We start from the raw sequence: 22,872 nt of genomic DNA, 5'->3' as shown, positions 1-22,872 counted from the left end.
ACATGTCCAATCCCTTCTTCAGCCGAAGCGCCGCCTTCAAGGCCGGTAGCCCGGCACCCGGCACCGTCCCGGCTCAGACGCCCAACGGCTACCCCACGATGCCCGGCTACCAGGCTGGCCAGTACGGCCAGCAGGCGACCGGCTACGGTCAGCAGTACGGGCAGTACGGCCAGACTGCCAACCCGTACAGCAACCAGTACGGTCAGCAGACGGCCGGCTACGGCCAGGTGAGTCCCGAGCAGATGGCCGGCCTGGAGGCCCAGTACCAGGCGCCGTCGGCCACCAACGCGGACATGCGCCGCATGACCTACGACGACGTCATCATCCGCACCGCCGGCATGTTCGGCGTCATCCTGGTCACGGGCGCCCTGTCCTGGAGCCTGGTGACCAGCACTGATGAGGGGACTATAGGGCTGGGCATCCTGGCGATGTTCGCCGGTGTCATCGGCAGCTTCGTCCTCGGCCTGGTCAACAGCTTCAAGCGGGAGCCCTCCGCGCCACTCATCCTGGCCTACGCGGCCTTCGAGGGACTGATGCTGGGCGGCTTCTCCGGCGTCATGGAGGCCCGCTACGAGGGCATCGTCGTTCAGGCTGTGCTCGCAACACTGGCCACCTTCGGCGTCATGCTCGCGGCCTACTCCTTCGGAGGCTTCCGGGTCCAGGGCAGGTTCCGGCGGGTGGTGGTCGTGGCCACCCTCGGCTACATGATCTTCAGCCTCATCAACTTCGCCCTCGTGATGACCGGTGCGGCCACCGGCGCCTGGGGCCTGCGCTCCCTGACCATCATGGGGATCCCCCTGGGCATTCCGCTGGGGATCCTCGCGGTCATCCTGGCCTCCTTCTTCCTGGCGATCGACTTCGAGTCCATTGAGAACGGGGTCCGTAACGGGCTGCCCCAGCGTTACGCCTGGGCGGGGGCCTTCGGCCTGGTCGTCACCATCGTGTGGCTCTACGTGGAGTTCCTGCGCCTGCTGAGCTACTTCCGCGACTGAGCTCACGGCGCAGGGCCGGGACCGGTGCGTCCGAACCGGCCTCATACCACCACCTCGGCTGGGGCCGGGACGCAGCTGATGCGTCCCGGCCCCAGCTGCGTGCTCGCCGGGTTCGCGCTGGGCCGAGGCCTGCTGCGGCGTCAAACCGGGGCCCTCGCGTAGGCTCGCAGCATGATCAACACCAACATGCCCTCCGTCGAGGGCGCCAAGGGCACGAAGCCCACGCTCACCTTCCCCGGGCCCGAGGCCCCCGAGGGGCTCCAGGTCCAGGTGCTCGACGCCGGCGACGGTCAGGTGGTCGAGGCCGGCGACACGATCGTGGCCAACTACCTGGGCCAGATCTGGGGCGGCGACGTCTTCGACAACTCCTACGACCGCGGCCAGCCGCTGAACTTCCAGGTCGGCGTCGGCATGGTCATCCGCGGCTGGGACGACGGCCTCGTGGGCCAGCGCGTCGGCTCGCGCCTGCTGCTGTCCATCCCCTCCGAGCTCGGCTACGGCGACCGCGGCGTCCCGCAGGCCGGCATCCGCGGCGGCGACACCCTCGTCTTCGTCACGGAGATCCTCGGCGTCATGTGAGCCGAGCTCTCCGCCACTGTCCGCGCGTTCGTACGGTAAGCGCCCAGGAGCACCCCCAAGGTGCGTCCTGGGGCCCTCAGGTGCGAACGCGCGTCTGCGTACGGCGCCCCGGGGCTGCGATCACTACGCTAGCCTGGGTGTGGCGCGCTCGCGCCACACCCGGTAGCACGAACTGCACGGTCCGGAGGAAGTCCGGATGACGCCGTCGGGCCACAGGCCCTGCATGCGCCCCGAACTCGTCGTGGGCAAGCGACAACCAGGCGTTCGTCACCTCGGGATGCCGGTCATCGGCCGTCACGGGGACTCCTGCTGCGCCGGGTGCGATCACTCGCACCCAAAGGAGTCCCATGTCAAACACGCCCACCCCCGACAGGCAGACCGCTGTCCCCGCCAGCATCTCGGCCCAGTTCACCCTCTACTTCGACGGCCGCTTCTGGGTCGGTGTTCTTGAGCTCCACGAACGTCGTCCTGGAGCCGCCTCGAATGACCAAGGAGGCACCGTGCGGGCGGCGCGGCACGTCTTCGGGGCCGAGCCTACCGATGTCGAGCTCTACGACTTCCTCCTGTCCCGCAGTTGCGAGCTCATTGACCGCGCCGCAGAGTCGCCTGCGGTTCCGGCATCCCGGTCGGCGGGCTCGTCGACGGCTCGTCGCCCCAACCCCAAGCGTGCCGCCCGACAGGCTGCCAAGGAGACAAATCGAGCGCGCCCATCTACTGCCGCACAGGCTTCCCTGGCCGCTGCCCGTGAGGAGACCGCGGCCCGTGCCTCCTGTGACCGGAGTCGACGTCGTCGCCAGAAGGCGGATGAGGACTGGGCTCGACGTCGTCAGCGGGCCAAGCGCCGTCACCGAGGCCGGTGACGCAAGCCCGGTGTTCCGCAAATCGTGGTGGTGAGCGAGGCCCTCCTCGGGAGCGGGACGACGGCCCGCGACCGCGCCGGGGCGGCCTTGGAGCGTCTCAGCGCGTCTCAGGGACAGGAAGCGAAGCGGCGCCAGAAGCCAACGAGGGCTACGCTATGGCAACACGGCGTCGTGAAGCGCTGGCCACCCCTGAGGCCGGCTCCTTGCGACGCCGTTCCAGTCCGTCTGCCCGAGAAGGAATCGCTCATGCCGCAGTACCGCAGCGCCACCTCCACCCACGGCCGCAACATGGCGGGCGCCCGTGCACTGTGGCGCGCCACCGGCGTCAAGGACTCCGACTTCGGCAAACCGATCATCGCCATCGCGAACTCCTTCACCCAGTTCGTCCCCGGGCACGTGGGCCTGCGCGACGTCGGACGCCTCGTGGCCACCGAGATCGAGGCCGCCGGCGGCCTGGCCAAGGAGTTCAACACCATCGCCGTCGACGACGGCATCGCCATGGGCCACGACGGCATGCTCTACTCGCTGCCCAGCCGCGACCTCATCGCCGACTCCGTGGAGTACATGGTCAGCGCCCACTGCGCCGACGCCCTCGTGTGCATCTCCAACTGCGACAAGATCACCCCGGGCATGCTCATGGCCGCCATGCGCCTCAACATCCCGGCCATCTTCATCTCCGGCGGCCCCATGGAGTCGGGCAAGATGACCGCCGCCGACGGCACCACCCGCAAGCTCGACCTCATCGACGCCATGATGGACGCCGCCGACCCCACGGTCACCGACGAGACCATCAGCGCCATCGAGCGCCTGGCCTGCCCCACCTGCGGCTCCTGCTCGGGCATGTTCACCGCCAACTCCATGAACTGCCTCACCGAGGCCCTCGGCCTGGCCCTGCCCATGAACGGCACGCTGCTGGCCACCCACGCCGACCGCGGCGAGCTCTTCAAGCGCGTCGGCCACCAGATCGTCGAGATCACCCGGGCCTACTACGAGCACGACGACGACTCCGTCCTGCCGCGCTCCATCGCCACCAAGGCCGCCTTCGAGAACGCCATGAGCCTGGACATCGCCATGGGCGGCTCCACCAACACCGTCCTGCACCTGCTGGCCGCCGCCCAGGAGGCCGAGGTCGACTTCACCATGGCCGACATCGACCGGCTCTCGCGCAAGGTCCCCCACCTGGCCAAGGTCGCGCCGTCGACGAACCTCTACCACATCGAGGACGTCCACCGCGCCGGAGGCATCATCGGCATCCTCGGCGAGCTTGACCGCGGCGGACTGCTGGAGACCTCCACCACCAACGTCCTGCGCACCACCCTGGGCGACGAGCTCGCCGCCTATGACGTCGCCCGCCCCGGCCCCGACGGCGTCCCCGGCTCCCAGGTCGGCGAGGAGATCCGCACCGGCTACCTCGCCGCCCCCGCCGGCGTGCGCACCACCGAGATGTTCTCCCAGGCCTCCCGCTGGGAGTCCCTCGACACCGACCGCGCCGCCGGCTGCATCCGCGACATCGAGCACGCCTACTCCGCCGACGGCGGCCTGGCCGTCCTCTTCGGCAACATCGCCGAGAAGGGTTGCATCGTCAAGACCGCCGGCGTCGACGAGTCGATCCTGACCTTCTCCGGACCCGCCGTCGTCTTCGAGTCCCAGGAGGACGCCGTCGCCGGGATCCTCGGCAAGCGGGTGTCATCCGGCGACGTCGTCATCATCAGCCACGAGGGACCGCGCGGCGGCCCCGGCATGCAGGAGATGCTCTACCCGACCACCTACATCAAGTCCATGCACCTGGGTAAGGAGTGCGCCCTGCTCACCGACGGGCGCTTCTCCGGGGGCACCTCCGGCCTGAGCATCGGTCACGTCTCCCCGGAGGCGGCGGCCGGGGGGCTCATCGGCCTGGTGCGCAGCGGCGACATCATCGACATCGACATCCCGCGCCGCTCCATCTCCGTGCGCCTGAGCGATGAGGAGATCGAGCGCCGCCGGGCCGAGGAGGAGGCCCGCGGTGAGGACGCCTGGACCCCGCACGTGGACCGGCCCCGCAAGGTCTCCGCGGCACTGCGCGCCTACGCGATGCTTGCCACCAGCGCCGACCTGGGCGCCGTGCGCGACCTCAAGCGCCTCGGCGTCAAGTAGCCCAAGCGGGCCATCGGCGACGGCCCGTGCTGACCAACTGCATATTTGAAAATCGTTGTCACTCGCATTTAGGGTTTGCATGTGACAATCGTTCTCAGATCGCTGGTGGTGCGCTCCAGCGGCACGACGCTGGTCAACGGCGTCAGTCTCAGCCTCGCCCCCGGAAGCCGCACCGCCCTGGTCGGTGCCTCCGGGGCCGGCAAGTCCCTCACCTGCGCCGCGCTCGCGGGCACCCTCCCGGCCTCACTGGAGGTCACCGGTTCCCTGACCGTTGAGCCCGACGACGTCGACCCCGACAACGCCCCGCGCGCGAGCTTCGCGGTGGGAGGCGAGGCAGGCGGCGTCAACCTGCTGGGGCTGCCCGCCGCCCGTCGCCCCCGCGACAGCCGCATTGCCCTCGTCGCACAGGACCACTCCACCGCCCTGCACCCGCTCATCGCGGTCGGTCGCCAGATCGCCCTGGCCTCCCAGGCCGCCGGACATCCCCGGGGCGAGGCCGATGAGCGCGCCACCGACTACCTCTACGCCGTCGGGCTCGACGAGTCCTTCGCTGACCGCGTCCCCGGGCGCCTCTCCGGAGGTCAGCGCCAACGCGCCAGCCTGGCCCTGGTCCTGGCCGCCGAACCCGTCCTCATCATCGCCGACGAGCCCACCACCGCCCTCGACGTCGTCGCCCGCGCCGAGATCCTCGGGCTCCTGAGCTCCCTGACCAGCCTGCCCCAGGCCCCCGCCCTGCTCCTCATCACCCACGACCTGCCCGCCACCGCCATCTGCGAGAACATCGCCGTCCTCCACGACGGCGCCATCATCGAGTCGGGCGACACTCGGGCTGCTCTCACCAACCCCGAGCACCCGGTCACGGCCGCCATGTGCGAGGCCGGCGCCGAGGAGACCATCGACGGGGCCCTGGCCGCAGCGGGACCCGCTGCATGAGCGGCCTTGAGGCCCGTGGCCTGAAACGCTCCCACCCGGGGCCGGGTGGCGAGCGGCGCGCGGTGCTGCGCGGCGTGGACCTGAGCCTGGAGCCGGGGAAGAACGTGGCGCTCATCGGGCGCTCGGGATGCGGCAAGACGACGCTGCTGCGGGCCCTGCTGCTGCTCGACTCCCCGGGCCCGGCAGATGCGGGCGAGATCCTGCTCGACGGCCGGCCCGTGCGTCGAGGCGGCGCCCGAGCGTTGCGGGCCTTCCGGCGGGCGGTGCAGTACGTGCCCCAGGACGCCGCCGCCACCCTTCACCCGCGCCGCTCGGTGCTGACGCAGGTGACCACCCCGCTGCGCACCCTGGGGGTGACGCGCGATCGAGAGGAGGCCGTCAGCCGAGCCCGGCAGATGCTGGAGAGCCTCGAGATCCGCCGCGAGAACTGGGAGAGCCGGCCGCACGAGATCTCCGGTGGCCAGGCGCAACGGGTCTCCATCGCTCGGGCGCTGGCCCTGTCCCCGCGCTATCTCCTGCTCGACGAGCCGGTCTCCGGGCTCGACCCGGCCCTGCGCCGCCAGACCCTCGACCTGCTCGCCGCCATCGAGGCCGAGCCCGACGCCGCCACCAGCGATGAGCAGGAGCCCTCCGCCAAGTCCGGCGTGAGTGGCGAGCCGGAGCCCGCCCCGGCTGGTTCTGGCGCCGTGCCCGCCCCGGCCCTGCTGGTGGTGTCGCACGACCTGGCCGCCGTCGCCCGCGTCTGCCGGCGCGCCCTGGTCATGGACGAGGGCGTCGTCGTCGAGGACGCCCCCATGCGCCGCCTCCTGACCGAGCCCACCCACCCGGCCGCCCGCGCCCTGCGCGACGCCGTCCCCACCCTGCCGACCGCCGCCACCGACTGACGACCTCCCGACCGATGACACCCCGACAGCTGACACCCCGACCCAGGCCCGAAGGAGCACCCATGTCCCTGCCCGCCCCCGCCGTCACCCGCCGCCAGGTCCTCGCCGCCCTCGGCGTCGGAGCAGGCGCCGCCGCCATCGCCTCCTGCTCGCGCAGCTCCTCGGGCGACGGTCGCATCCGCCTGGCCATGTTCCACGCCCCCGAGAGCAAGCTCAACCCACTCACCGACGGCCTCAAGCTCACCCGGTGGTCCTGCGCCGAGAGCCTCACCACGCTCAACGCCGACGGCGATGCCCAGGAGCTGCTCGCCACCGCCTGGAAGCGCGAGAGCGAGACCACCTGGCGACTCACCCTGCGCGAGGGCGTCACCTTCCACGACGGCACCGCCCTGAGCGCCGAGAACGCGGCCGCCGCCCTCACCTTCGCCGCCACCGCGGCCAAGCCGCCGCGCGTCCTGGACGGAGTCAAGCTCACCGCGAAGGCCGACGGCAAGGACCTCCTCCTGACGACCGCGGCCCCCGACCCCCTCATGCCGCAGCGCCTCTCCAGCCCCCAGCTCGTCATCCTGTCCCCGGCCGCCTACCCCAGTTCCGCCGACGGCGCCATCGACCCCGTCGGCCACGGCACCGGCGCCTTCATCCTCAAGAAGGCCAACGGCTCCTCCGGCGCCACCCTGGAGCGCAACGACAAGTACTGGGGCAAGAAGGCCACCGCTCCCGGCATCGACGTCACCTACGTTCCCGACGGCGCCGCCCGCGCCAACGCCCTGCGCACCGACACCGCTGACATCGTCGAGGCCGTCCCCGTCGCCCAGGTCGGCAACATCGACAAGAACCTTCTCCACGAGGTAGCCACCCCGCGCACCCCCACCCTCTACCTCAACACCCGCTCCGGCCCCTTCGCCGACCCGGCCCTGCGCGCCGCCGCCCGCAACGCCGTCGACCCCGCCGCCCTCATCAAGACCGTCTTCGAGGGCCACGCCGACTCTCCCGTCGGACTCCTGGGGCCGGCCGTGCCCTGGGCCGCCGACCTGCGCGCCTGGAAGAAGGAGACCTACCCCGGAGCCACGGGCGCGGCCGCCACCGGCAAGGTCCCCGGCGCCACCACCGCCGGAAGCGTCCCCGCCGGAACCTCCATCACTCTGGCGTCCTACACCGACCGCCCCGAGCTCGGCGAGATGGTCCCCCTCCTGGCCCAACAGCTCGAGGCCGCCGGCTTCAAGGTCACCCAGGACGTGCGCGAGTACAACCAGATCGAGTCCGAGGCCCTGGACGGCAAGTTCCACGCCGTCCTCGTGTCGCGCTCCACCGTCCTGGACTCCGGCGACGCCGTCGCCTACATGACCGCCGACTTCTCCTCCTCCGGCTCCTACGCCATGAGCGGCCTGCACGATGAGAAGGTCGATGCCGCCATCTCCAAGGCCGCTGCCACGGAACCCGGCGACGAGCGCCGCAAGGCCGTCATGGCCGCCGAGCAGGCCATTCTCGTCACCGGCGCCGCCATCCCGCTCGCCCACGAGCGCCTCATCCAGGGCGAGGCCTCCGGCGTCACCGGCGCCGAGCGCGACCCCAACGAGCGCACCCTCATCACCTCGACCACGACCGTGAAGAAGTGAACGGCGTGCTCACCCAGGTTGCCGGACGCCTGCGCACGGGCGACCTCGTCACCGGCATCTCGCGCCTGCTCGCCCTGGCCTGCCTCGTCGGCCTGGTGGGCATGCTGCCGTGGCTCTCGGGCAAGGACCCGGCCCTGACGATCCTGCGCGCCACCTCCTCCGACCGGGAGCCCACACCGGAGGTCCTGGAGTCCATCCGCCAGAGCATCGGGATCGACGGCGGCCCCCTCCACGTCATCGGCCACTGGCTGACCGGGGTGGCCCGCGGCGACCTGGGCCGCTCCTGGGTCTCGGGGGCCGACGTCGGACCGGACGCCGTCGACGCCTTCGGGGTCTCCCTGAGCCTCATGGCCGCCGCGCTCGGCGTCGGGGTCGTCGTGGCCGCCGCCCTGGTCCTGCCCGCCCTGCGCGACGGGCTGCGAGGGCGCCCCCGGCCTCGCGGCGGCGCCGCCTCCGCGGTCCTCATCTCCCTGCCCGAGTACCTCCTGGCCCCGATCCTCATGCTCGTCCTGGCTGTCTACCTCAGGATCCTGCCGCCCTTCGGGTGGGGTGGCCCCGAGAAGGTCATCATGCCGGCCCTCAGCCTGGGCCTGCCCACCGGCGGATACCTCGGCGGACTCGTCTCCGACGCCGTCACCGCCACCTTCTCCGAACGCTGGGTGGCCACCTGGTCCACCGCCGGCATCCGCGGCCGGACCCTGGCCGGGGCCATCCTGCGGCGGGCCCTGGCGCCACTGACCGGTCAGGTGGCGCTCGTCGTCGTCGCCCTGACCGGCGGCGCGGTCGCCGTGGAGAAGATCTTCGCCATCCCGGGGCTGGGCCGCGAGCTCCTGGACGCCGCCTCCGCCCAGGACGTGCCGGCGCTCCAGGCCCAGATCCTGCTGCTGCTCGCCCTGGCGCTCGCCGCCGGCGTCATCGCCGGAGCGGCCCGGCGCCTCCTCATGGGGCGGGCCGCCGGGGCGGGCGGACTGACGGCCCCGCCCCCCGTGGAGCACCCGGGGCGGGCCGCCCGCGTCATCGCCGTCAGCGGCGCCGCCCTGCTGGCCCTCATGGCGGCTGTCGGGATCCGCCGCGACCCCTACGCCGTCGTCGCGGACAAGCTCGCGCAGCCCAGCGCCGCCCTCCCGCTGGGCGCCGACTCGCTCGGGCGCGACGTCCTGGCGCGCGTGGCTCACGGGGCCGTGTCCACCGTGAGCGGCGCCGTCGTCGTCACGGTCGTGTGCTTCGTCATCGCCATGCTGGTGGGGCTGGCACCGCGGGCCGCCACGGGGTTCATCGAGGTGGCCAACGCCGCTCCGCCGATCCTGGCCGGGCTCATCGTCGCCGGCGTATCTGGGCCCAGCGCCACGGGCGCCGCCATCGCCGTGGCCTGCGTCGGCTGGGCGCCCCTGGCCTCCCACGCCGCCGGGCTCGTCGCCGAGAACCGGCAACGTCCCGACGTCCTCCTCGCCCCGGTCCTGGGGGAGGGGCGTGTGCGGATCACCCTGACCCGGGTCCTGCCCGCCGTCGTCGGCCCCCTGGCGCGCCACGCGGCCCTGAGGCTGCCCGGCAAGGCCCTCGCCCTGGCGGCCCTGGGATTCCTGGGCCTGGGCGCCCAGAGCCCGGCACCGGAGTGGGGACTGGTCCTGTCCGACGCACTGCCCTACATCGAACGGGCCCCCTGGGCCGTGGCCACGCCCGCCGCCGCCCTCGTGGTCCTGTCGATCACGTCGGTCGCCGCCTCCCGCAGCATGCGGCGCTGAGACCTCGCAGCAGCGGCCCGGCTCCTGCCGGGCGCGAGGAGGCTGCGCCATCAGGCACAGACAACGAGGCGGGCGCCGACCGCGCTATGGGTCGGCGCCCGCTTCATCGGTTGATCGGGACCTCAGCCCTCCAGGGCGTGGAGGCGGTCGATCGGGGTGGAGACGGCCTCACGGGCGCGCACCACGGCGTCCTCGTCGGGGGCGTCGTAGAAGCACAGGCACTTGACCGTGTCCTCACGCACGTAGGTGCGCAGGAAGCTCACCTCCGGCACCTGGGCGTACTTGGGAGAGTTTGCCTTCTTGCGCGCCAGGTAGGTCTCCATGGAGATCTCCTCGGGGATGTCCCACTCCACGAGGTAGTCGGCCTTGCGGGCCAGGGCGCGCACGTCCTCCAGCTCGGCACCCACGAGGCGGACCTCGTCGGGGCCGGTGACCTCGGCGTCGGAGGCGGCGCCCCGGACAGCGGCGGTCAGGCCGTCGACGTCGTCGGAGGCGAGCTCGACGATGGTGAAGATGCGTTCGTGGCTGGCGGTGACCTGCGACTCCAGGACGGAGGCGCCGGCGGCCTCAACGGCCTGAGAGACCTGGGCGATGAGGGCCTCGGCGGCCTCACGTGACGGAGTGGCGGGGACGAGCTCGAAGAGCTGGAGCGACATGGCGGCTCCTTTCCGTAGGGTGTGCGTACCAACCTTGCGGTCCGTCCGAATTATTCCCGCTGGCTCCGGTGAACCAAGGGCGTGCTCGCTTCGTGGACACACCGCGGGGAGAGCGCCGCGTGCGGACGCGTCGCCACTCAGCGCCGTCTCGGGGCGAGGGACGGTGCGCGAGTAGTCACCGTGCGTCCGTATCTCTCGCTTGTCTCTCGTCCCGGTGAGGTGTCGACCGAGCCGTGACGGGGACGGCGAAGGACCTGCGGTCTCCTTCCCACGCGCCGGCCGGAACTGCCGAGTTCAGCATCTCCAGCTCCTCCGCTGTGAGCCGGCAGGACATGGCAGAGGCGTTCTCCCTCACCCGGTCCGCTCTACGCGTTCCGGGGATGGGAACGACGTCGTCGCCCTGGGACAGCAGCCACGCGAGGGCGACCTGGGCCGTTGTCATGTCCCAGGACCTTGCGAGGTGAGTGAGCGCCGCAACCTGACTCAGGTTGGCACTGAGATGATCGCCGTTGAACCTGGGGTCGTTCGCCCGGAAGGGGCTGTCGGCGACGGTGCCGGCATCGATTCGCCCGCTGAGCAGCCCGCGGCCCAGAGGGCTGTACGGCACCAGGCCGACTCCGAGGTCCCGGGCGGCGGGCACGATACTGAGCTCCGGCTCGCGCCACATGAGCGACCACTCCATCTGCACTGCTGCGATGGGGTGAACGGCGTGGGCGCGCCTGAGCTCCTCAGGCGTCACCTCTGACACCCCGAGATGGCGGACCTTGCCTTGAGCGACCAGGTCAGCCATGGCTGCGATGGACTCCTCGATCGGAACCTGCGGGTCCACGCGGTGCAGGTAGTACAGGTCGATGGTCTCCATTCCCAGCCGGCGCAACGATGCGTCGCAGTAGGCGGCGATGCGGCTGGGATGAGCATCCAGCTGGACCCCGCCCTCGCGTCGGACGATGCCGAGCTTCGTGGCGATCTGAAGACTGTCGCGTGCGATGCCGCTGGTGGAGACGGCTCTGCCGACGATCTCCTCATTGTGGCCCTGCCCGTAGCTCATGGCGGTGTCGAGCATCGTGATGCCGGAGTCGAGGGCTGAATGGATGGCGGACAGGGACTCTCCGTCGTCGGCTGGACCGTACCCCTGGGACAGGCCCATGCAGCCGAGTCCCAGGGCGGAGGTTTCCAGGGCGCCCAGATGGTGGATCGTGGTGTCTGCGGATTCGATGAATGTCATACCTGAACGGTAGGTATCTCGACTTCTATACGTCCAAGACTGAGTTCACATGCATCCCATATCGATTTAATATGGTGAGGTGGAACTGCGATATCTGCGGTCATTCGAGTCGATCGTGCGGTGCGGTGGGTTCACCAGGGCGGCTGCCGACCTCCACCTGGCTCAGCCGGTCGTCTCCGCCCACATCAAGCGGTTGGAGCTGGAGCTGGGAGTGACGCTGCTGCACCGCGCTCGACCGGTGTCCCTCAGCGCCGCCGGGGAGTCCTTCCTGCCATACGTGCGTCGAGCCCTGGCGAGTCTTGATGAGGGGGAGCGGGCCGTGCGCGCCTTCCGGTCCGTGTCCGTCGGGCACGTCAGAGTGGCTGCGACGTCGCTCCTGGGCGGGTTCGACCTCGTGAGTACGATCGGCCGGTTCCGGCTGAGGTATCCGGGAGTCACGGTGTCGCTGCGCACCGGGCTCATCGCCGACCTGCTCGACGAGCTCCATCGAGGACGGGTCGACGTCGTCGTCGGTCCTGTAGGGGAGCAGGAAGGATCTCGTCGTACCGAGATCGCGGACGAACGGCTGGTCCTCATCACCCCGCTATCGACTGCTCGGCGGGTGGGCTCATTGGCCGATGTGGTGGACGAACCGTTCGTGTGCCTGTCCTCGGACAGTGGACTGCGACGTTTGCTGAATACAGCATTCAGTGCGATCGATGCGGTGCCGCGGGTGGAGTTTGAGACGCACAGCCCGGCCAGTATCCGTGAGATGGTGGCGGCCGGCCTGGGGTGCGCGCTGATCGCGCAGTCGGCCGTGGACAAGGAGGGGCCGGACGTTCAGGTCCACTGCATCCCGGGGCTTCCTCCGCATCCGCCGATCGCCGCGATATCGGCGTCGGACGCGGCCCCGCCCATCGCCCGATTCGTCGATGAGCTGACAGCTGCGCGTTCTGCCTCGCGTACGGCAGGTGCGCCGCCGCCGGCTTGAGGTTGACGGTCGTGCGCCCGTTACGCTGTCACTCGTGAATGAGCTCGACAGCGTCAGCAGCAACGGAACCCCGGCCTGGGACAGCGCCCGCTACCTGCGGGAGATCCTCAAGGCCCCCGTCTACGAGGCGGCCGAGCACACGCCCCTGCAGGAGATGCCGACCCTGTCGGCCCGCCTGGGCAACACCGTCGAGGTCAAGCGCGAGGACCTCCAGTCGGTCCACTCCTTCAAGATCCGCGGCGCCTACAACGCCATGCGCTCCCTGAGCCCGGCCGAGCGTGAGCGCGGCGTCGTCACCGCCTCGGCCGGCAACCACGCCCAGGGGGTGGCCCGCTCCGCCGCCCTGCTGGGGATGAGCGCCATCATCGTCATGCCCACCGTCACCCCCCAGATCAAGGTCGATGCCGTTCGCGCCCTGGGCGGCGAGGTCCGCCTCCACGGGGACAACTTCGACGCCGCCAAGGCCGAGGCCACCCGTCTGGCCGAGGTCGAGGGCCACTCCTACATCGCCCCCTTCGACGACCCCCGCGTCATTGCCGGCCAGGGCACCATCGGCCTGGAGCTCATCCAGCAGGACGCCCACCTCGACCGCGTCTTCGTGCCCGTGGGCGGCGGCGGTCTGGCGGCCGGCGTCGCCGTCCTCATCAAGCAGCTCATGCCCGGCATCAAGGTCATCGGCGTCGAGCACGAGGAGTCGGCCTGCCTCAAGGCCGCCCTGCTGGGCGGTGAGCCCATCACCCTGCACCATGTGGGCCTGTTCGCCGAAGGGGTGGCCGTGCGCCGCATCGGTGAGGAGACCTTCCGCATGTGCCGGGCCCTGCTCGACGACGTCGTCACCGTCTCCTCCGACGAGACCTCCGCCGCCGTGCGAGACGTCTTCGACGACGTGCGCGCCATCTCCGAGCCCTCCGGGGCCCTGGCCCTGGCGGGCCTCAAGCGCTACGTCGCCGAGCACCACCTGGCCGGCGAGCGCCTCGCCTTCGTCCTGTCCGGCGCCAACCTCAACTTCCACCAGCTGCGCTACATCTCCGAGCGCAGCGAGATCGGTGAGCAGCGTGAGGCCATCCTCGGGGTCACCATCCCCGAGGAGCAGGGCTCCTTCCTGCGCTTCGCCTCGGTCCTGGGGGCCCGCTCGGTCACCGAGTTCAACTACCGCCTCTCCGCGGCCCGCACCGAGACCGACCCCGCCCGCATCTTCGTGGGCGTGCGCATCGCCCGGCGCCAGGAGCGCGCCGAGATCGTGGCGGACCTGGAGGAGGCCGGCTACGACGTCGTCGACCTCACCGACGACGAGCTCGCCAAGGTCCACGTGCGCTCCATGATCGGCGGGCGTGCCACCCCGGGCGTGCCCGAGCGCCTCTTCTCCTTCCTCTTCCCCGAGTCGCCCGGGGCGCTGGCCCACTTCCTGGAGGTGCTGGGCACCCGCTGGAACATCACCCTGTTCCACTACCGCACCGACGGCGCCGACTACGGCCGCATCCTGTGCGCCTTCGCGGCCGGTCCCGACGACGTCGAGCTGACCGAGCACATGGACCGTCTCGGCTACTCCTACAACGAGGAGACCGGCGACCCCGCCTTCCGCTTCTTCCTGGCCCGATGATCCGTGACAAATTCGCGGCTCCGCCCGTCCTCACAGGTGGGGCGCGGACGGGTGGGCCTGTGTTGTGGCAGGCATCATGCAATAAGGGCTCGCTGTTTCTGTTGAAACTCCCATAAGGTTATCGGCACATCATTTGTCGCGGCCGGGCGTGCCATAGGAGTCTCCGCCTGACCCAGCCCCGACCCGGCTCATCTCGACCAGGAGAAAAATATGACCCGTCTTGCCGTCGTCGTCGGTTCCGTCCGCCCCAACCGCGTGGGTGGTCCCATCGCCCAGTGGGTCGTCGACCAGGCCAACACGATCGAGGGCGTCGAGGCCGAGATCGTCGACATCGCCTCCTTCAACCTGCCCCTGTTCGCCGAGGAGATCCCCCCGCGCATGGCCGTCCCCAGCGACCCGGCCGGTGCCGCCTTCGACGAGGCCCTGAAGTCCTTCGACGCGCTGATCTTCGTCACCCCCGAGTACAACTTCTCCATCCCCGGCGCGCTGAAGAACGCCATCGACTTCCTCCAGCCCGGCGCCGTGGCCAACAAGGGCGTGGGCGTGGTCGGCTACTCCTACAGCGTCGGTATCCGTGCCGTCAGCCACCTCCAGCAGATCCTCCAGGGCATGGGCGCCACCGTCGTGGCCTCCAACGTGTTCCTGTCGCTCAACACCGACTTCGCCGACGGCGCCTTCTCGCCGGCCTCCTTCCACGACGCCGAGGTGCCGGCCATGGTGCGCGACGTCGTCGCCCACTCCGACGCCCTGGCCTCCCTGCGCTGAGGGCTCTGAGCTCGGCTGTCCGGCTGAGCCGGAGGATGCCAGTCCACCACGTCGCCGTCGGCGGTACCTGCGGGTGCCCCGGCGGCGACGTTGTTCGTGCGGCGGCTGCCGGGGCGCGGCATGGCGGGTGGGTAGGGTTTCACCATGACTGAGCGCAGCGAGCGAGGCGGTTCCCACCGGGACGACAGAGGCGGACACGGCGAGCGCAGGTACCGGGGAGGCTCCGGCGGTGGTGACAGAGGCGACCGCGGCTACCGTGGTGGCGACCGTGGCGACCGTGGCTATCGGGGCGGCTCCGGTGGCGGCGACCGAGGCCACCGAGGCAGTGACCGCGGCTACCGGGGTCGCGAGCGCGGCCGCTCGCGCCGCGTCTACGACGACGAGCCCCGCGACGGCCTCCTGGCCGACCTCATCGGCCACCTCCACGCCCTCGACGGACGCTCCTACGCCGCCTACAAGGCGATCGTCGGACGGTACCGGGCGCCCGCCGGCTGGTTCCTGCACATCGACCGCGTCCAGTCCGACCCCTACGCCCCGCCCACGCGCATCCACGTGGACGTGCCCACCGACCTGCACGGGCTGGAGCTGCTCGACGAGGCCGACCTACTGGCCGACGTCGACCGGCGCCTGGCCGTGGGCGACTTCCTCACCCGCGAGCTGCACGCCGGATTCCGCGGCACGGCGCTGTCCATCGCCTCCCCGGGCCAGGAGATCCTGCAGCGTTCCAGCATCATTCTGCGCCCTGACGAGAAGAAGGAGGGGGCCGGTTGGATCCTGGAGGCCCGCGCCCGCCTGGCCCTGCCCGCCCAGGGCCGCTCCATCCAGGGGCACGAGGCCTCCCGGATCGTGGGGCGCGACCTCGTGCGCGAGCTGGAGGAGGCCATGGACCTCACCGGCGAGCGGGGCGACCGGCTCGTGCACCACATCGCCACCCTCGAGGACCACCGGGCCCTGACCGCGACGGCAGCCCGCAACGGCTGGGTGTCCTTCCTCGCCGACGGTTCCGTCCTGCCGCGCCGCTCCGGGGTGAGCGACGAGCCCCTGGACGGCGGCGTCCCCCTCGAGGCCCCCGAGTCCATGGCCGCCACGGTGGAGCTCCCGCACGCAGGGACGGTGCGCGGCACCGTCGTCGAGGCGGGCGTCAACGTCATCGTCGGAGGCGGCTACCACGGCAAGTCCACGCTGCTGAGTGCCATCGAGCGCGGCGTGTACCCGCACGTGCCCGGGGACGGGCGCGAGCTCGTCGCCACGGTCCCCGACGCAGTCAAGGTGCGGGCCGCCGACGGGCGCGCCGTGACCGGCGTCGACCTGACCCCCTTCATCTCCCACCTGCCGGCCGGGCGCGACACCGCCTCCTTCACCACCCGCAACGCCTCGGGATCCACCTCCCAGGCCGCCTCCATCATCGAGGCCGTCGAGGCCGGCTCCACCGTGCTGCTGCTGGACGAGGACACCTCCGCCACGAACCTGCTCATCCGCGACTCGCGCATGCGCGAGCTGGTGGCCGCCGACCGCGAGCCCATCACCCCCCTGGTGGACCGCATTACCGCGCTGTTCCGCCGGCGGGGCGTCTCCACGGTCATGGTCATGGGCGGCTCCGGGGACTACCTGGACGTGGCAGACCGGGTCCTGCTCATGGACGCCTACCACCTGCGCGACGTCACCGAGCAGGCCCGCCGGGTCGTGGCCGACCAGCCCCGGCCCCTCACCGAGCTGGAGGACTTCGCCGCGCCTCGGCAGCGCGTCCCCGAGCCCGCCCCGCCGCGCACCCGCCGGGGACCGGTGCGCACTCGCGCCCAGGGCACCTCCACCCTCGTCCTGGACCGGGAGGACATCGACATCTCCGACGTCGGCGGCGTCACCGACCCCGGGCAGGCCGAGGCCATCGCCTACGCCCTGCGGGCCCTGCTGGAGCAGCGCTTCGACGGGGTCTCCCCGCTGCGCGAGTGCCTGGACGACCTTGAGGCCCTGCTCGATGAGGAGGGCCTGGACGCCCTGACCGACGAGCGCGAGCGGCCCGCCTTCCTCGTGCGCCCCCGCATGGTCGACGTCGGCGCGGCCGTCAGCCGCTACCGCAAGCTCGAGCTGGCCGACCGGCGGAGCGAGGACTGACGAGGTGAGCACTGACCGCCGGCCTCCCACCCGCACTTCAACAAAAACTTCACAAACGACGCGGCTCCGGGTCGTTTCTGAAGATTCGGTCGAAGTGATCCACGATGCCGGTGTCCACAACGGCGCCGCCGGCCCCTGTTTCCACAGGAAGGCAAGTGCTCCGGGGGAGCGTCGGGGCGCCGCGGGCAGCATAGGGGGATGACCACCGCGATCTCCTCCCCGCCCCTGTCCGACGGCGGGTCCCTGCGCCCGCTGATGTGGAACGAGACCCGGCTCGACGGCGCCGCGTGCGCGCGCCCGGACCTCAGCCACGACTGGCTGCGTGTCGCCGCTGGTGTCTACGCGCCCCGTGCGGCCTGGCAGGAGGCTGCGTGGATGGAGCGCTACGAGCTGCTGCTCGAGGCGGCGCACCGGAAGTACGGCGAGGAACTGGTGCTGGCGGGCGCCTCCGCTGTCGCCGCCTACGGGCTGCCACTGGTGGGGACGGTTCTGCGCCGGGTGGAGGTCGTGGACGGACACCCCGGCCGGGTGCGGACCTCCTTGCTGAGGCGCCACGTCCGGCGCCCCGGCACTGAGGTCGTCAGAGTGGGCGGGAATCTCGCCGTCGCGTTGCCGGACTCACTCATTGACCTGGCTCGGTGGAACGGCCTCATGGCGGGGGTCGCCGCCATGGATGCGGCCCTGCACAACGGACTGTGCTCCGCGGAGGCCCTGGAGGAGGCGCTGGCGCGTATGCCCGAGACGGCACGTGGCGCCCCTCGTGCTCGGCAGGCCGTGCGCTTGGCCGACGGCCGCTCCGAGTCGCCGGGCGAGTCGATGTCGCGCGTGCGCATGTGGGAGCACCGGCTTCCCAAGCCGGACCTGCAGGTGAGTGTGCGGGTCGGGTCGGAGCTCTACATCCTGGACTTCTACTGGCCGGACTATGGGGTGGCCGGGGAGTTCGACGGTCGGGTCAAGTACCAGTCGGCCTCCTTCGGGCAGGACCCGGAGGATGTCGTGTGGCATGAGAAGCTCCGGGAGGACGCGCTGCGGGCCTCGGGCTTGATGGTGGCCCGCTGGACATGGGCGCAGGCCTGGGGTGATGCCGGGGCGCAGATGCTGCGGCGGCTGTCCGCTGCCGGGGTCAGGCCCACTGGCCGACGCTGGTGAGCCCCTCCTCCTTCTCCCACCCTCACTTCGACCAAAACTTCAGAATCGACCCGGAGCCGCGTCGATTCTGAAGTTTCTGTCGAAGTGAGTGGGCTGGCGGCGGCTGCGCGGCTCGCGCTAGGCGGCTGAACCGGTCCGGTACTCGGTGCGGTACTCGCTGGTGCGGGTGTGGATGAGGCGGGGGATCGAGATGGTCTTGTCGAAGCGGCCGTCGCGGTAGCCGGCCTGGAGATTGAACAGCACCATGAGTCGCAGCGCCATGGGGTTGCTCGTACGGGCCACGCGACGCAGCGTCGAGACGGGCATCTGGCGCAGGATGCTCGCGATCCTGCCGGCGTCGCGCCAGGTGGCCCGCACCGGGGGCACATTGAGGCGGTTGAGGGCCTCGACCTCGCGCAGGAAGAAGTCGGCGCCCTCCCTCTCGGCCGCGCGCCACCAGCCGGCGCGGTAGGTGGCCTCGAGCTGCTTGACGGCGTCGCACAGGGCGTCGTAGTCGACACCGATGACCTCGGTGCGCAGCTCCTCGGCCCGGATCCGCTCCAGGGCGGCGTGCGCCAGCGGCAGGATGACCCGGGCGACGTCATCGACGGCGTTGTTGCGGGTGAGCCGGTCGACCTCCGGCAGGGGCTTGCCATCACGGGGCAGGCGCGCGTCGACCTCTTCCAGGTGCGCGACGGAGGAGCGCAGCTCGCCGGTGAGGCGGGCGGTGGAGCGTGGGACCCCCATGGCGATGAGCAGCTCGGTCGCGGCGCGCCACTGGAAGTCCCTGTCCTCAGACCAGTGGGTCTCCAAGGCCGTCCCTGCCGGAGACCGGTCCGGCGGGGTGCTCGTCTGCTGGCTGCTCATCGGGGTTGAGCCTCCTGTGGTGCGCAGGGAAACGGGTCAGGAAGTCGCGGGCGCTCACAGCTGGGAGTGCTGGCCTGCTGCCTGGAACAGCGTCTCAAGACAATGTGTGAGAACGCTGGTGATTGACCCTTCAAAGGCTGAGGTGGCGCCCTCAGGCCGGTGCGTCTTCCGGGGCCAGGATGTCCGTCTGGGCAGGCAGGTCCGTGATACCGACCGGGCAGGTCACCCCGTTGGGACCGTGGTTGCAGTAGCCGTTCGGGTTCTTGTGCAGGTAGGCCTGGTGGTAGTCCTCGGCCAGGTAGTAGGGGCCGCCGAACTGAGCCGGCGCGTCCGCGGCGTCCTCGATGGTGGTCACGCAGGTACCCAGGCCCAGGCGGGTCAGCTCGCTCTGGAAGGCCTCGCGGATCCGCACGGCCGCCTCGTGCTGGGCGGGCGTCGTCGTCCACACCGCCGAGCGGTACTGGGTGCCGACGTCGTTGCCGTGACGGTTCAGGTGCGTGGAGTCGTGGTTCTCCCAGAAGGCTCGCAGCAGGGTCTCCCCGCCCTCGCCGCAGACAGTCGGGTCGTAGACGACGCGTACCGTCTCGGCGTGACCGGTCGCCCCGGTGCACACCTCCTGGTACGTGGGGTTGGGTGTCTCACCGCCCATGTAGCCGACCGACGTCGAGACGACGCCGTCCTGGCGCCACAGGATCCGCTCCACGCCCCAGAAGCAGCCGGCCGCCAGATAGATGACCCGACTGCCCTCGGGCCACGGTCCGTCCAAGGGCGTGCCCAGCACCGGATGGTCCCCGGGGGCGGTCAGAACCGGCGTCTCGCGGCCGGCCGGCGCCGATCCGCTGAGTGAGTGACGAAGGGCGTTGAACATGAGAACACGGTACTGCGCCCCGCCTCTATTCCCGCACGCGCTTCACTGACCGCGAGGAGAGGTCGGGGCGGAGGTCTGAGGGCAGGTGTCAGTCAGGAGCTCGGTGAGGGCTCCGGCCCGGAACCGTTCAGCTCCAGACGGGTGAAGGCTCGCTCGCGCCAGTCGAGGAAGCTCTGGAACCTACCGGTGAGTAAGGCCTGAAGCTCCTCGCCGCTGTCGACGGCGACGATGTCCTGCCGCTGATCCTCCTCGCTCATACCTTGCGTGATGGCGCGCAGATTCTCAGCGGTGTGGTTCCCTCGCGGGACGATGTAGCTGGGGCCTCCCTGAGGGTTGACGATCATGAAGCCCGCCGAGACGCACAGATCAAAGATGAAGTCGCACTCACCGGCGGTGAGGTGGGCGTGCCCGGTCCCCGCCGTCATCGCCTCATCCTCCTCGAGCACATTGGAGAAGTGGAAGTCCTGAAGCCCATCGACATCGATGTCGGTTCCGTCCTCGTTGAGCAGCGTCGCGGATGATGACCGGTCTGCGCTGGAGGGCGGGAAGACCTTCATGTGCATTCGACGCCGTCGCAAGAACTCCTGCACGCCGTCGCGATCCGGATCGACGAGTCGGTCTCCGTCGATCTTGTACAGATAGAGAGAGAAGCCCATGGGTGGATACGTCCTGTCCGTGGTTGGAGTCCTCGTTTTTACGGAATGAGCGTCTACTCGTACTTTAATGCGGCTTGCATTTCCTGCCAGCTGTTGGCCACAACAATCTCAATCTCACCTCGGTCTGCGTCATCCCTCACCTCTTGCGGCAGCTGGTCGATCCGGTGATTCCCGTCCGGGATCACGAACAGCAGGGGCACGTCCACGTGAACGAGGAGGAAGTTCGTCGAGACGCACAGGTCGTAGAGCAGTTCGCACTCGTCATCGCTGAGATGGGCGTGTGCAATGAAGGCGCTCAGCTCGGAGTCGTGAATGGAGGGGTCGGAGAGGATGAGATCTCGTGGGTAGCCGTCGTCGAATAACAGTACCGACCCGTCGGCGTTCGCCAGGTGTGTGGTGTCGCTGGAGTGTGTGCTGCGCTGAAGGCTCAGCCCTCGGCGCTCAAGAAAGTTCCACAACCCCCGCTTGTCGCCCCCGATGCTGCGTCCATCGCTGAATCTGTAGAAATACATGGCATAACCCATGGGACTCTCCTCGCACCATCTCAGGGGTTGGTTGTTTTCCTGGGCGTCCGTAGAATCCGAGCCGGGCGTTTCTCGCGCAGCCCCACGAATCTCGGTGGGGCTGCGCGAGAAACGCCCGGCTCGGTGGAGGCGGGTTCAGACCCGCTCGACCTTGACGATCTCGGCCTTGATCTTCCGGCCCGTGGGGGCCTCGTAGGAGACGGTGTCGCCCGCACGGTGCCCCATGAGGGCCTGACCCAGTGGGGCGTCGGGGGAGAAGACCTTGACGCCATCGGGCACGTCCTCGGTGATCTCCTGACCGCCCAGGGCGAAGACCTGCTCCTTGCCGGCCACCTTCGCGGTGACGATGGTGCCGGCTGAGACCGAGCCGTCGTCGGCCGCCTCGCCGATCTGTGCGTTCTCCAGGGTCTCCTCGAGCTGGATGATGCGCGCCTCGTTGAGCCCCGCCTCCTCGCGGGCGGCGTGGTAGCCGGCGTTCTCCCGCAGGTCACCCTCCTGGCGGGCCGCCTCCACGCGCTGGGCGATCTCCTTGCGCTCGGCCGTCTTGCGGTGCTCGAGCTCGGTGGACAGTCGGTCGTAGGCCTCCTGGGTGAGCCAGGTGCCCTGTGACTGCTCGGACATGGGTCCTCCTTGGATGACTGGTGCTGGTCGCTCGGCAGCCGGTCGGGTCACCTTGCGACGACGACACCCGGCGGCTCCTCGTAGGGCCGACCGGGTTTGAAGCGCGAGTCTACGCCGCAGCCTGGGGGGATGCTGTGTAGTTGGCGAAAGGTGCTGGAATATTCCGGGTCCGCGGTCGGGTGCCGAGGCGGGTGAATCCTTGCCGGCCCGCCTGATCAGCGGCGTCGCGGGGGTCGGAAGACTCGGTGGGTAAAGCGCTCGGCTCGACGGTGTGGCGGCCCGTGCACCGGGCCTGGCGGCCTCGGGGGTCGCCTCACGGTCGGCTCCGCCCCCTCTAGCGCACAACCGCCAGGAAGCAGGCCACGCACTGGCAGGCCCAAGCGGCCACGGTGCACACGTGGAAGATCTCGTGGAAGCCGAACCAGCGCGGCGAGGGATCGGGCGTCTTGCGCGCGTAGACGACGGCACCCAGCGTGTAGGTCACGCCCCCGGCCACCAGCAGCCACACGATCGCGGGGCCGCCTTCCCGCCAGAACTGCGGCAGGAACCAGACCGCCACCCAGCCCAGGATGATGTAGAGGGCGGTGGTGAACCAGCGCGGGGCGTGCATCCACAACAGGTTCGTGGTCGTGCCGATCGCGGCTCCCGCCCACACGATCCCCAGGACCAGGGTGGCCGTGCGCGTCGGCAGCAGCGCCGCCGACAGGGGCGTGTAGGTGCCGGCGATGAGCAGGTAGATGTTCGCGTGGTCGATCCGCCGCAGCGTGGCCGCCACCTTCGCGGGCCAGTGCCCGGTGCCGATGTGGTAGACGCCGGAGTTGGCGAACAGCAGCAGCGAGCAGGTCAGGTAGACGGCACAGGCCCACTTCAGGCCCGCTCCCGGCGCCAGCACCGTCAGCACGATGCAGGCAGCCAGGGCCAGTGGCGCGGTGCCGGCGTGGATCCACCCGCGCAGCCTCGGCTTGACGGCGGCGATGACGCCCTTGGCGCTCGTGGACGCGGAGCGGCGCGAGGCCGGCGGCGTCGATGGCGATGTCGGTGACATGGGCGTGAGCGTCCTTCTGGGTGGCGTGGGCTGAGCCCGGGACCGGTTCTGAACCTTACGACCCCGTAGGTTACGTGAGCGTAGGTTGTGGTGGTA

Annotated in this window: 21 protein-coding genes; 13 read left to right on the top strand and 8 right to left on the bottom strand. The window is 70.4% G+C overall.

Annotation, left to right across the window (positions count from 1 at the left end):
• The first annotated feature begins 2 nt into the window (after positions 1 to 2).
• The 8 genes from FBF36_RS11500 (at position 3) to FBF36_RS11465 (ending at position 9,739) form a co-directional block, all read left to right on the top strand.
• A complete protein-coding gene (locus FBF36_RS11500; protein WP_009733948.1) occupies positions 3 to 992 on the top strand; it encodes a Bax inhibitor-1/YccA family membrane protein in 990 nt (329 codons plus the stop codon).
• A gap of 171 nt (positions 993 to 1,163) precedes the next feature.
• Entirely contained in the window at positions 1,164 to 1,571 is a 408-nt protein-coding gene (locus tag FBF36_RS11495; protein WP_009733949.1) for an FKBP-type peptidyl-prolyl cis-trans isomerase, read from the top strand.
• A 347-nt stretch (positions 1,572 to 1,918) separates the two neighbouring features.
• The gene (locus FBF36_RS11490) at positions 1,919 to 2,431 is read left to right on the top strand and encodes a YjdF family protein (RefSeq protein ID WP_034491620.1); all 513 of its coding nucleotides are present in this window, start codon (positions 1,919 to 1,921) and stop codon (positions 2,429 to 2,431) included.
• A 246-nt stretch (positions 2,432 to 2,677) separates the two neighbouring features.
• Positions 2,678 to 4,564, top strand: coding sequence for a dihydroxy-acid dehydratase (gene ilvD / locus FBF36_RS11485; protein WP_034491624.1), 1,887 nt, complete (start codon positions 2,678 to 2,680; stop codon positions 4,562 to 4,564).
• A gap of 81 nt (positions 4,565 to 4,645) precedes the next feature.
• A complete protein-coding gene (locus tag FBF36_RS11480; RefSeq protein ID WP_009733953.1) occupies positions 4,646 to 5,497 on the top strand; it encodes an ATP-binding cassette domain-containing protein in 852 nt (283 codons plus the stop codon).
• Positions 5,494 to 6,381, top strand: coding sequence for an ABC transporter ATP-binding protein (locus FBF36_RS11475; RefSeq protein WP_138137569.1), 888 nt, complete (start codon positions 5,494 to 5,496; stop codon positions 6,379 to 6,381). The genes FBF36_RS11480 and FBF36_RS11475 overlap by 4 nt, the downstream gene beginning before the upstream one ends.
• A 62-nt stretch (positions 6,382 to 6,443) precedes the next feature.
• Positions 6,444 to 7,997 carry an ABC transporter substrate-binding protein gene (locus FBF36_RS11470; protein WP_009397048.1) on the top strand — a complete coding sequence of 518 codons (1,554 nt, stop codon included), beginning with the start codon at positions 6,444 to 6,446 and terminating at the stop codon, positions 7,995 to 7,997.
• Positions 7,998 to 8,002: 5 nt separating this feature from the next.
• Positions 8,003 to 9,739, top strand: a complete 1,737-nt coding sequence (locus FBF36_RS11465; RefSeq protein ID WP_138137567.1) for an ABC transporter permease subunit — start codon at positions 8,003 to 8,005, stop codon at positions 9,737 to 9,739.
• A gap of 122 nt (positions 9,740 to 9,861) precedes the next feature.
• Here FBF36_RS11465 and FBF36_RS11460 read toward each other — a convergent pair whose 3' ends face one another.
• Both FBF36_RS11460 and FBF36_RS11455 read right to left on the bottom strand, forming a co-directional pair.
• Entirely contained in the window at positions 9,862 to 10,395 is a 534-nt protein-coding gene (locus tag FBF36_RS11460) for a DUF4242 domain-containing protein (protein WP_009397071.1), read from the bottom strand.
• A 175-nt stretch (positions 10,396 to 10,570) separates the two neighbouring features.
• Entirely contained in the window at positions 10,571 to 11,620 is a 1,050-nt protein-coding gene (locus FBF36_RS11455; RefSeq protein ID WP_009397072.1) for an aldo/keto reductase, read from the bottom strand.
• A 79-nt stretch (positions 11,621 to 11,699) separates the two neighbouring features.
• On the opposite strand from FBF36_RS11455, the gene FBF36_RS11450 reads away from it, so the two are divergent.
• The 5 genes from FBF36_RS11450 to FBF36_RS11430 all read left to right on the top strand — a co-directional run bounded on the left by FBF36_RS11450 (position 11,700) and on the right by FBF36_RS11430 (position 18,216).
• Entirely contained in the window at positions 11,700 to 12,590 is an 891-nt protein-coding gene (locus FBF36_RS11450) for a LysR family transcriptional regulator (protein WP_009397073.1), read from the top strand.
• A gap of 34 nt (positions 12,591 to 12,624) precedes the next feature.
• Entirely contained in the window at positions 12,625 to 14,190 is a 1,566-nt protein-coding gene (ilvA, locus tag FBF36_RS11445) for a threonine ammonia-lyase, biosynthetic (RefSeq protein WP_178387636.1), read from the top strand.
• A gap of 210 nt (positions 14,191 to 14,400) precedes the next feature.
• Positions 14,401 to 14,955, top strand: coding sequence for an NADPH-dependent FMN reductase (locus FBF36_RS11440; protein ID WP_009397075.1), 555 nt, complete (start codon positions 14,401 to 14,403; stop codon positions 14,953 to 14,955).
• A gap of 144 nt (positions 14,956 to 15,099) precedes the next feature.
• Positions 15,100 to 17,067, top strand: a complete 1,968-nt coding sequence (locus FBF36_RS11435; protein ID WP_138137565.1) for an ABC-ATPase domain-containing protein — start codon at positions 15,100 to 15,102, stop codon at positions 17,065 to 17,067.
• Between the two features lie 198 nt (positions 17,068 to 17,265).
• Positions 17,266 to 18,216, top strand: a complete 951-nt coding sequence (locus FBF36_RS11430) for a hypothetical protein (RefSeq protein WP_009393149.1) — start codon at positions 17,266 to 17,268, stop codon at positions 18,214 to 18,216.
• A 117-nt stretch (positions 18,217 to 18,333) separates the two neighbouring features.
• Here FBF36_RS11430 and FBF36_RS11425 read toward each other — a convergent pair whose 3' ends face one another.
• From FBF36_RS11425 to trhA, 6 genes are all read right to left on the bottom strand, one after another.
• Positions 18,334 to 19,062, bottom strand: a complete 729-nt coding sequence (locus FBF36_RS11425) for a hypothetical protein (RefSeq protein ID WP_009393150.1) — start codon at positions 19,060 to 19,062, stop codon at positions 18,334 to 18,336.
• A gap of 151 nt (positions 19,063 to 19,213) precedes the next feature.
• Entirely contained in the window at positions 19,214 to 19,930 is a 717-nt protein-coding gene (gene msrA / locus FBF36_RS11420; protein ID WP_009393151.1) for a peptide-methionine (S)-S-oxide reductase MsrA, read from the bottom strand.
• 92 nt (positions 19,931 to 20,022) lie between these two features.
• A complete protein-coding gene (locus tag FBF36_RS11415; RefSeq protein ID WP_009393152.1) occupies positions 20,023 to 20,586 on the bottom strand; it encodes a hypothetical protein in 564 nt (187 codons plus the stop codon).
• Between the two features lie 53 nt (positions 20,587 to 20,639).
• On the bottom strand, positions 20,640 to 21,110 hold the full coding sequence (locus FBF36_RS11410) for a hypothetical protein (protein WP_009393153.1): 471 nt from the start codon (positions 21,108 to 21,110) through the stop codon (positions 20,640 to 20,642).
• A 135-nt stretch (positions 21,111 to 21,245) separates the two neighbouring features.
• The gene (locus FBF36_RS11405; RefSeq protein WP_009395194.1) at positions 21,246 to 21,731 is read right to left on the bottom strand and encodes a GreA/GreB family elongation factor; all 486 of its coding nucleotides are present in this window, start codon (positions 21,729 to 21,731) and stop codon (positions 21,246 to 21,248) included.
• A 334-nt stretch (positions 21,732 to 22,065) separates the two neighbouring features.
• The gene (gene trhA, locus FBF36_RS11400; protein WP_050792644.1) at positions 22,066 to 22,776 is read right to left on the bottom strand and encodes a PAQR family membrane homeostasis protein TrhA; all 711 of its coding nucleotides are present in this window, start codon (positions 22,774 to 22,776) and stop codon (positions 22,066 to 22,068) included.
• Between the last annotated feature and the right edge of the window lie 96 nt (positions 22,777 to 22,872).

This window comes from Actinomyces sp. oral taxon 171 str. F0337 (assembly GCF_005696555.1).
In the GTDB taxonomy this organism is placed as follows: domain Bacteria; phylum Actinomycetota; class Actinomycetes; order Actinomycetales; family Actinomycetaceae; genus Actinomyces; species Actinomyces oris_E.
Note: the sequence above shows the minus strand (reverse complement) of the source record. Positions and strands in the feature narration are given on the sequence as shown.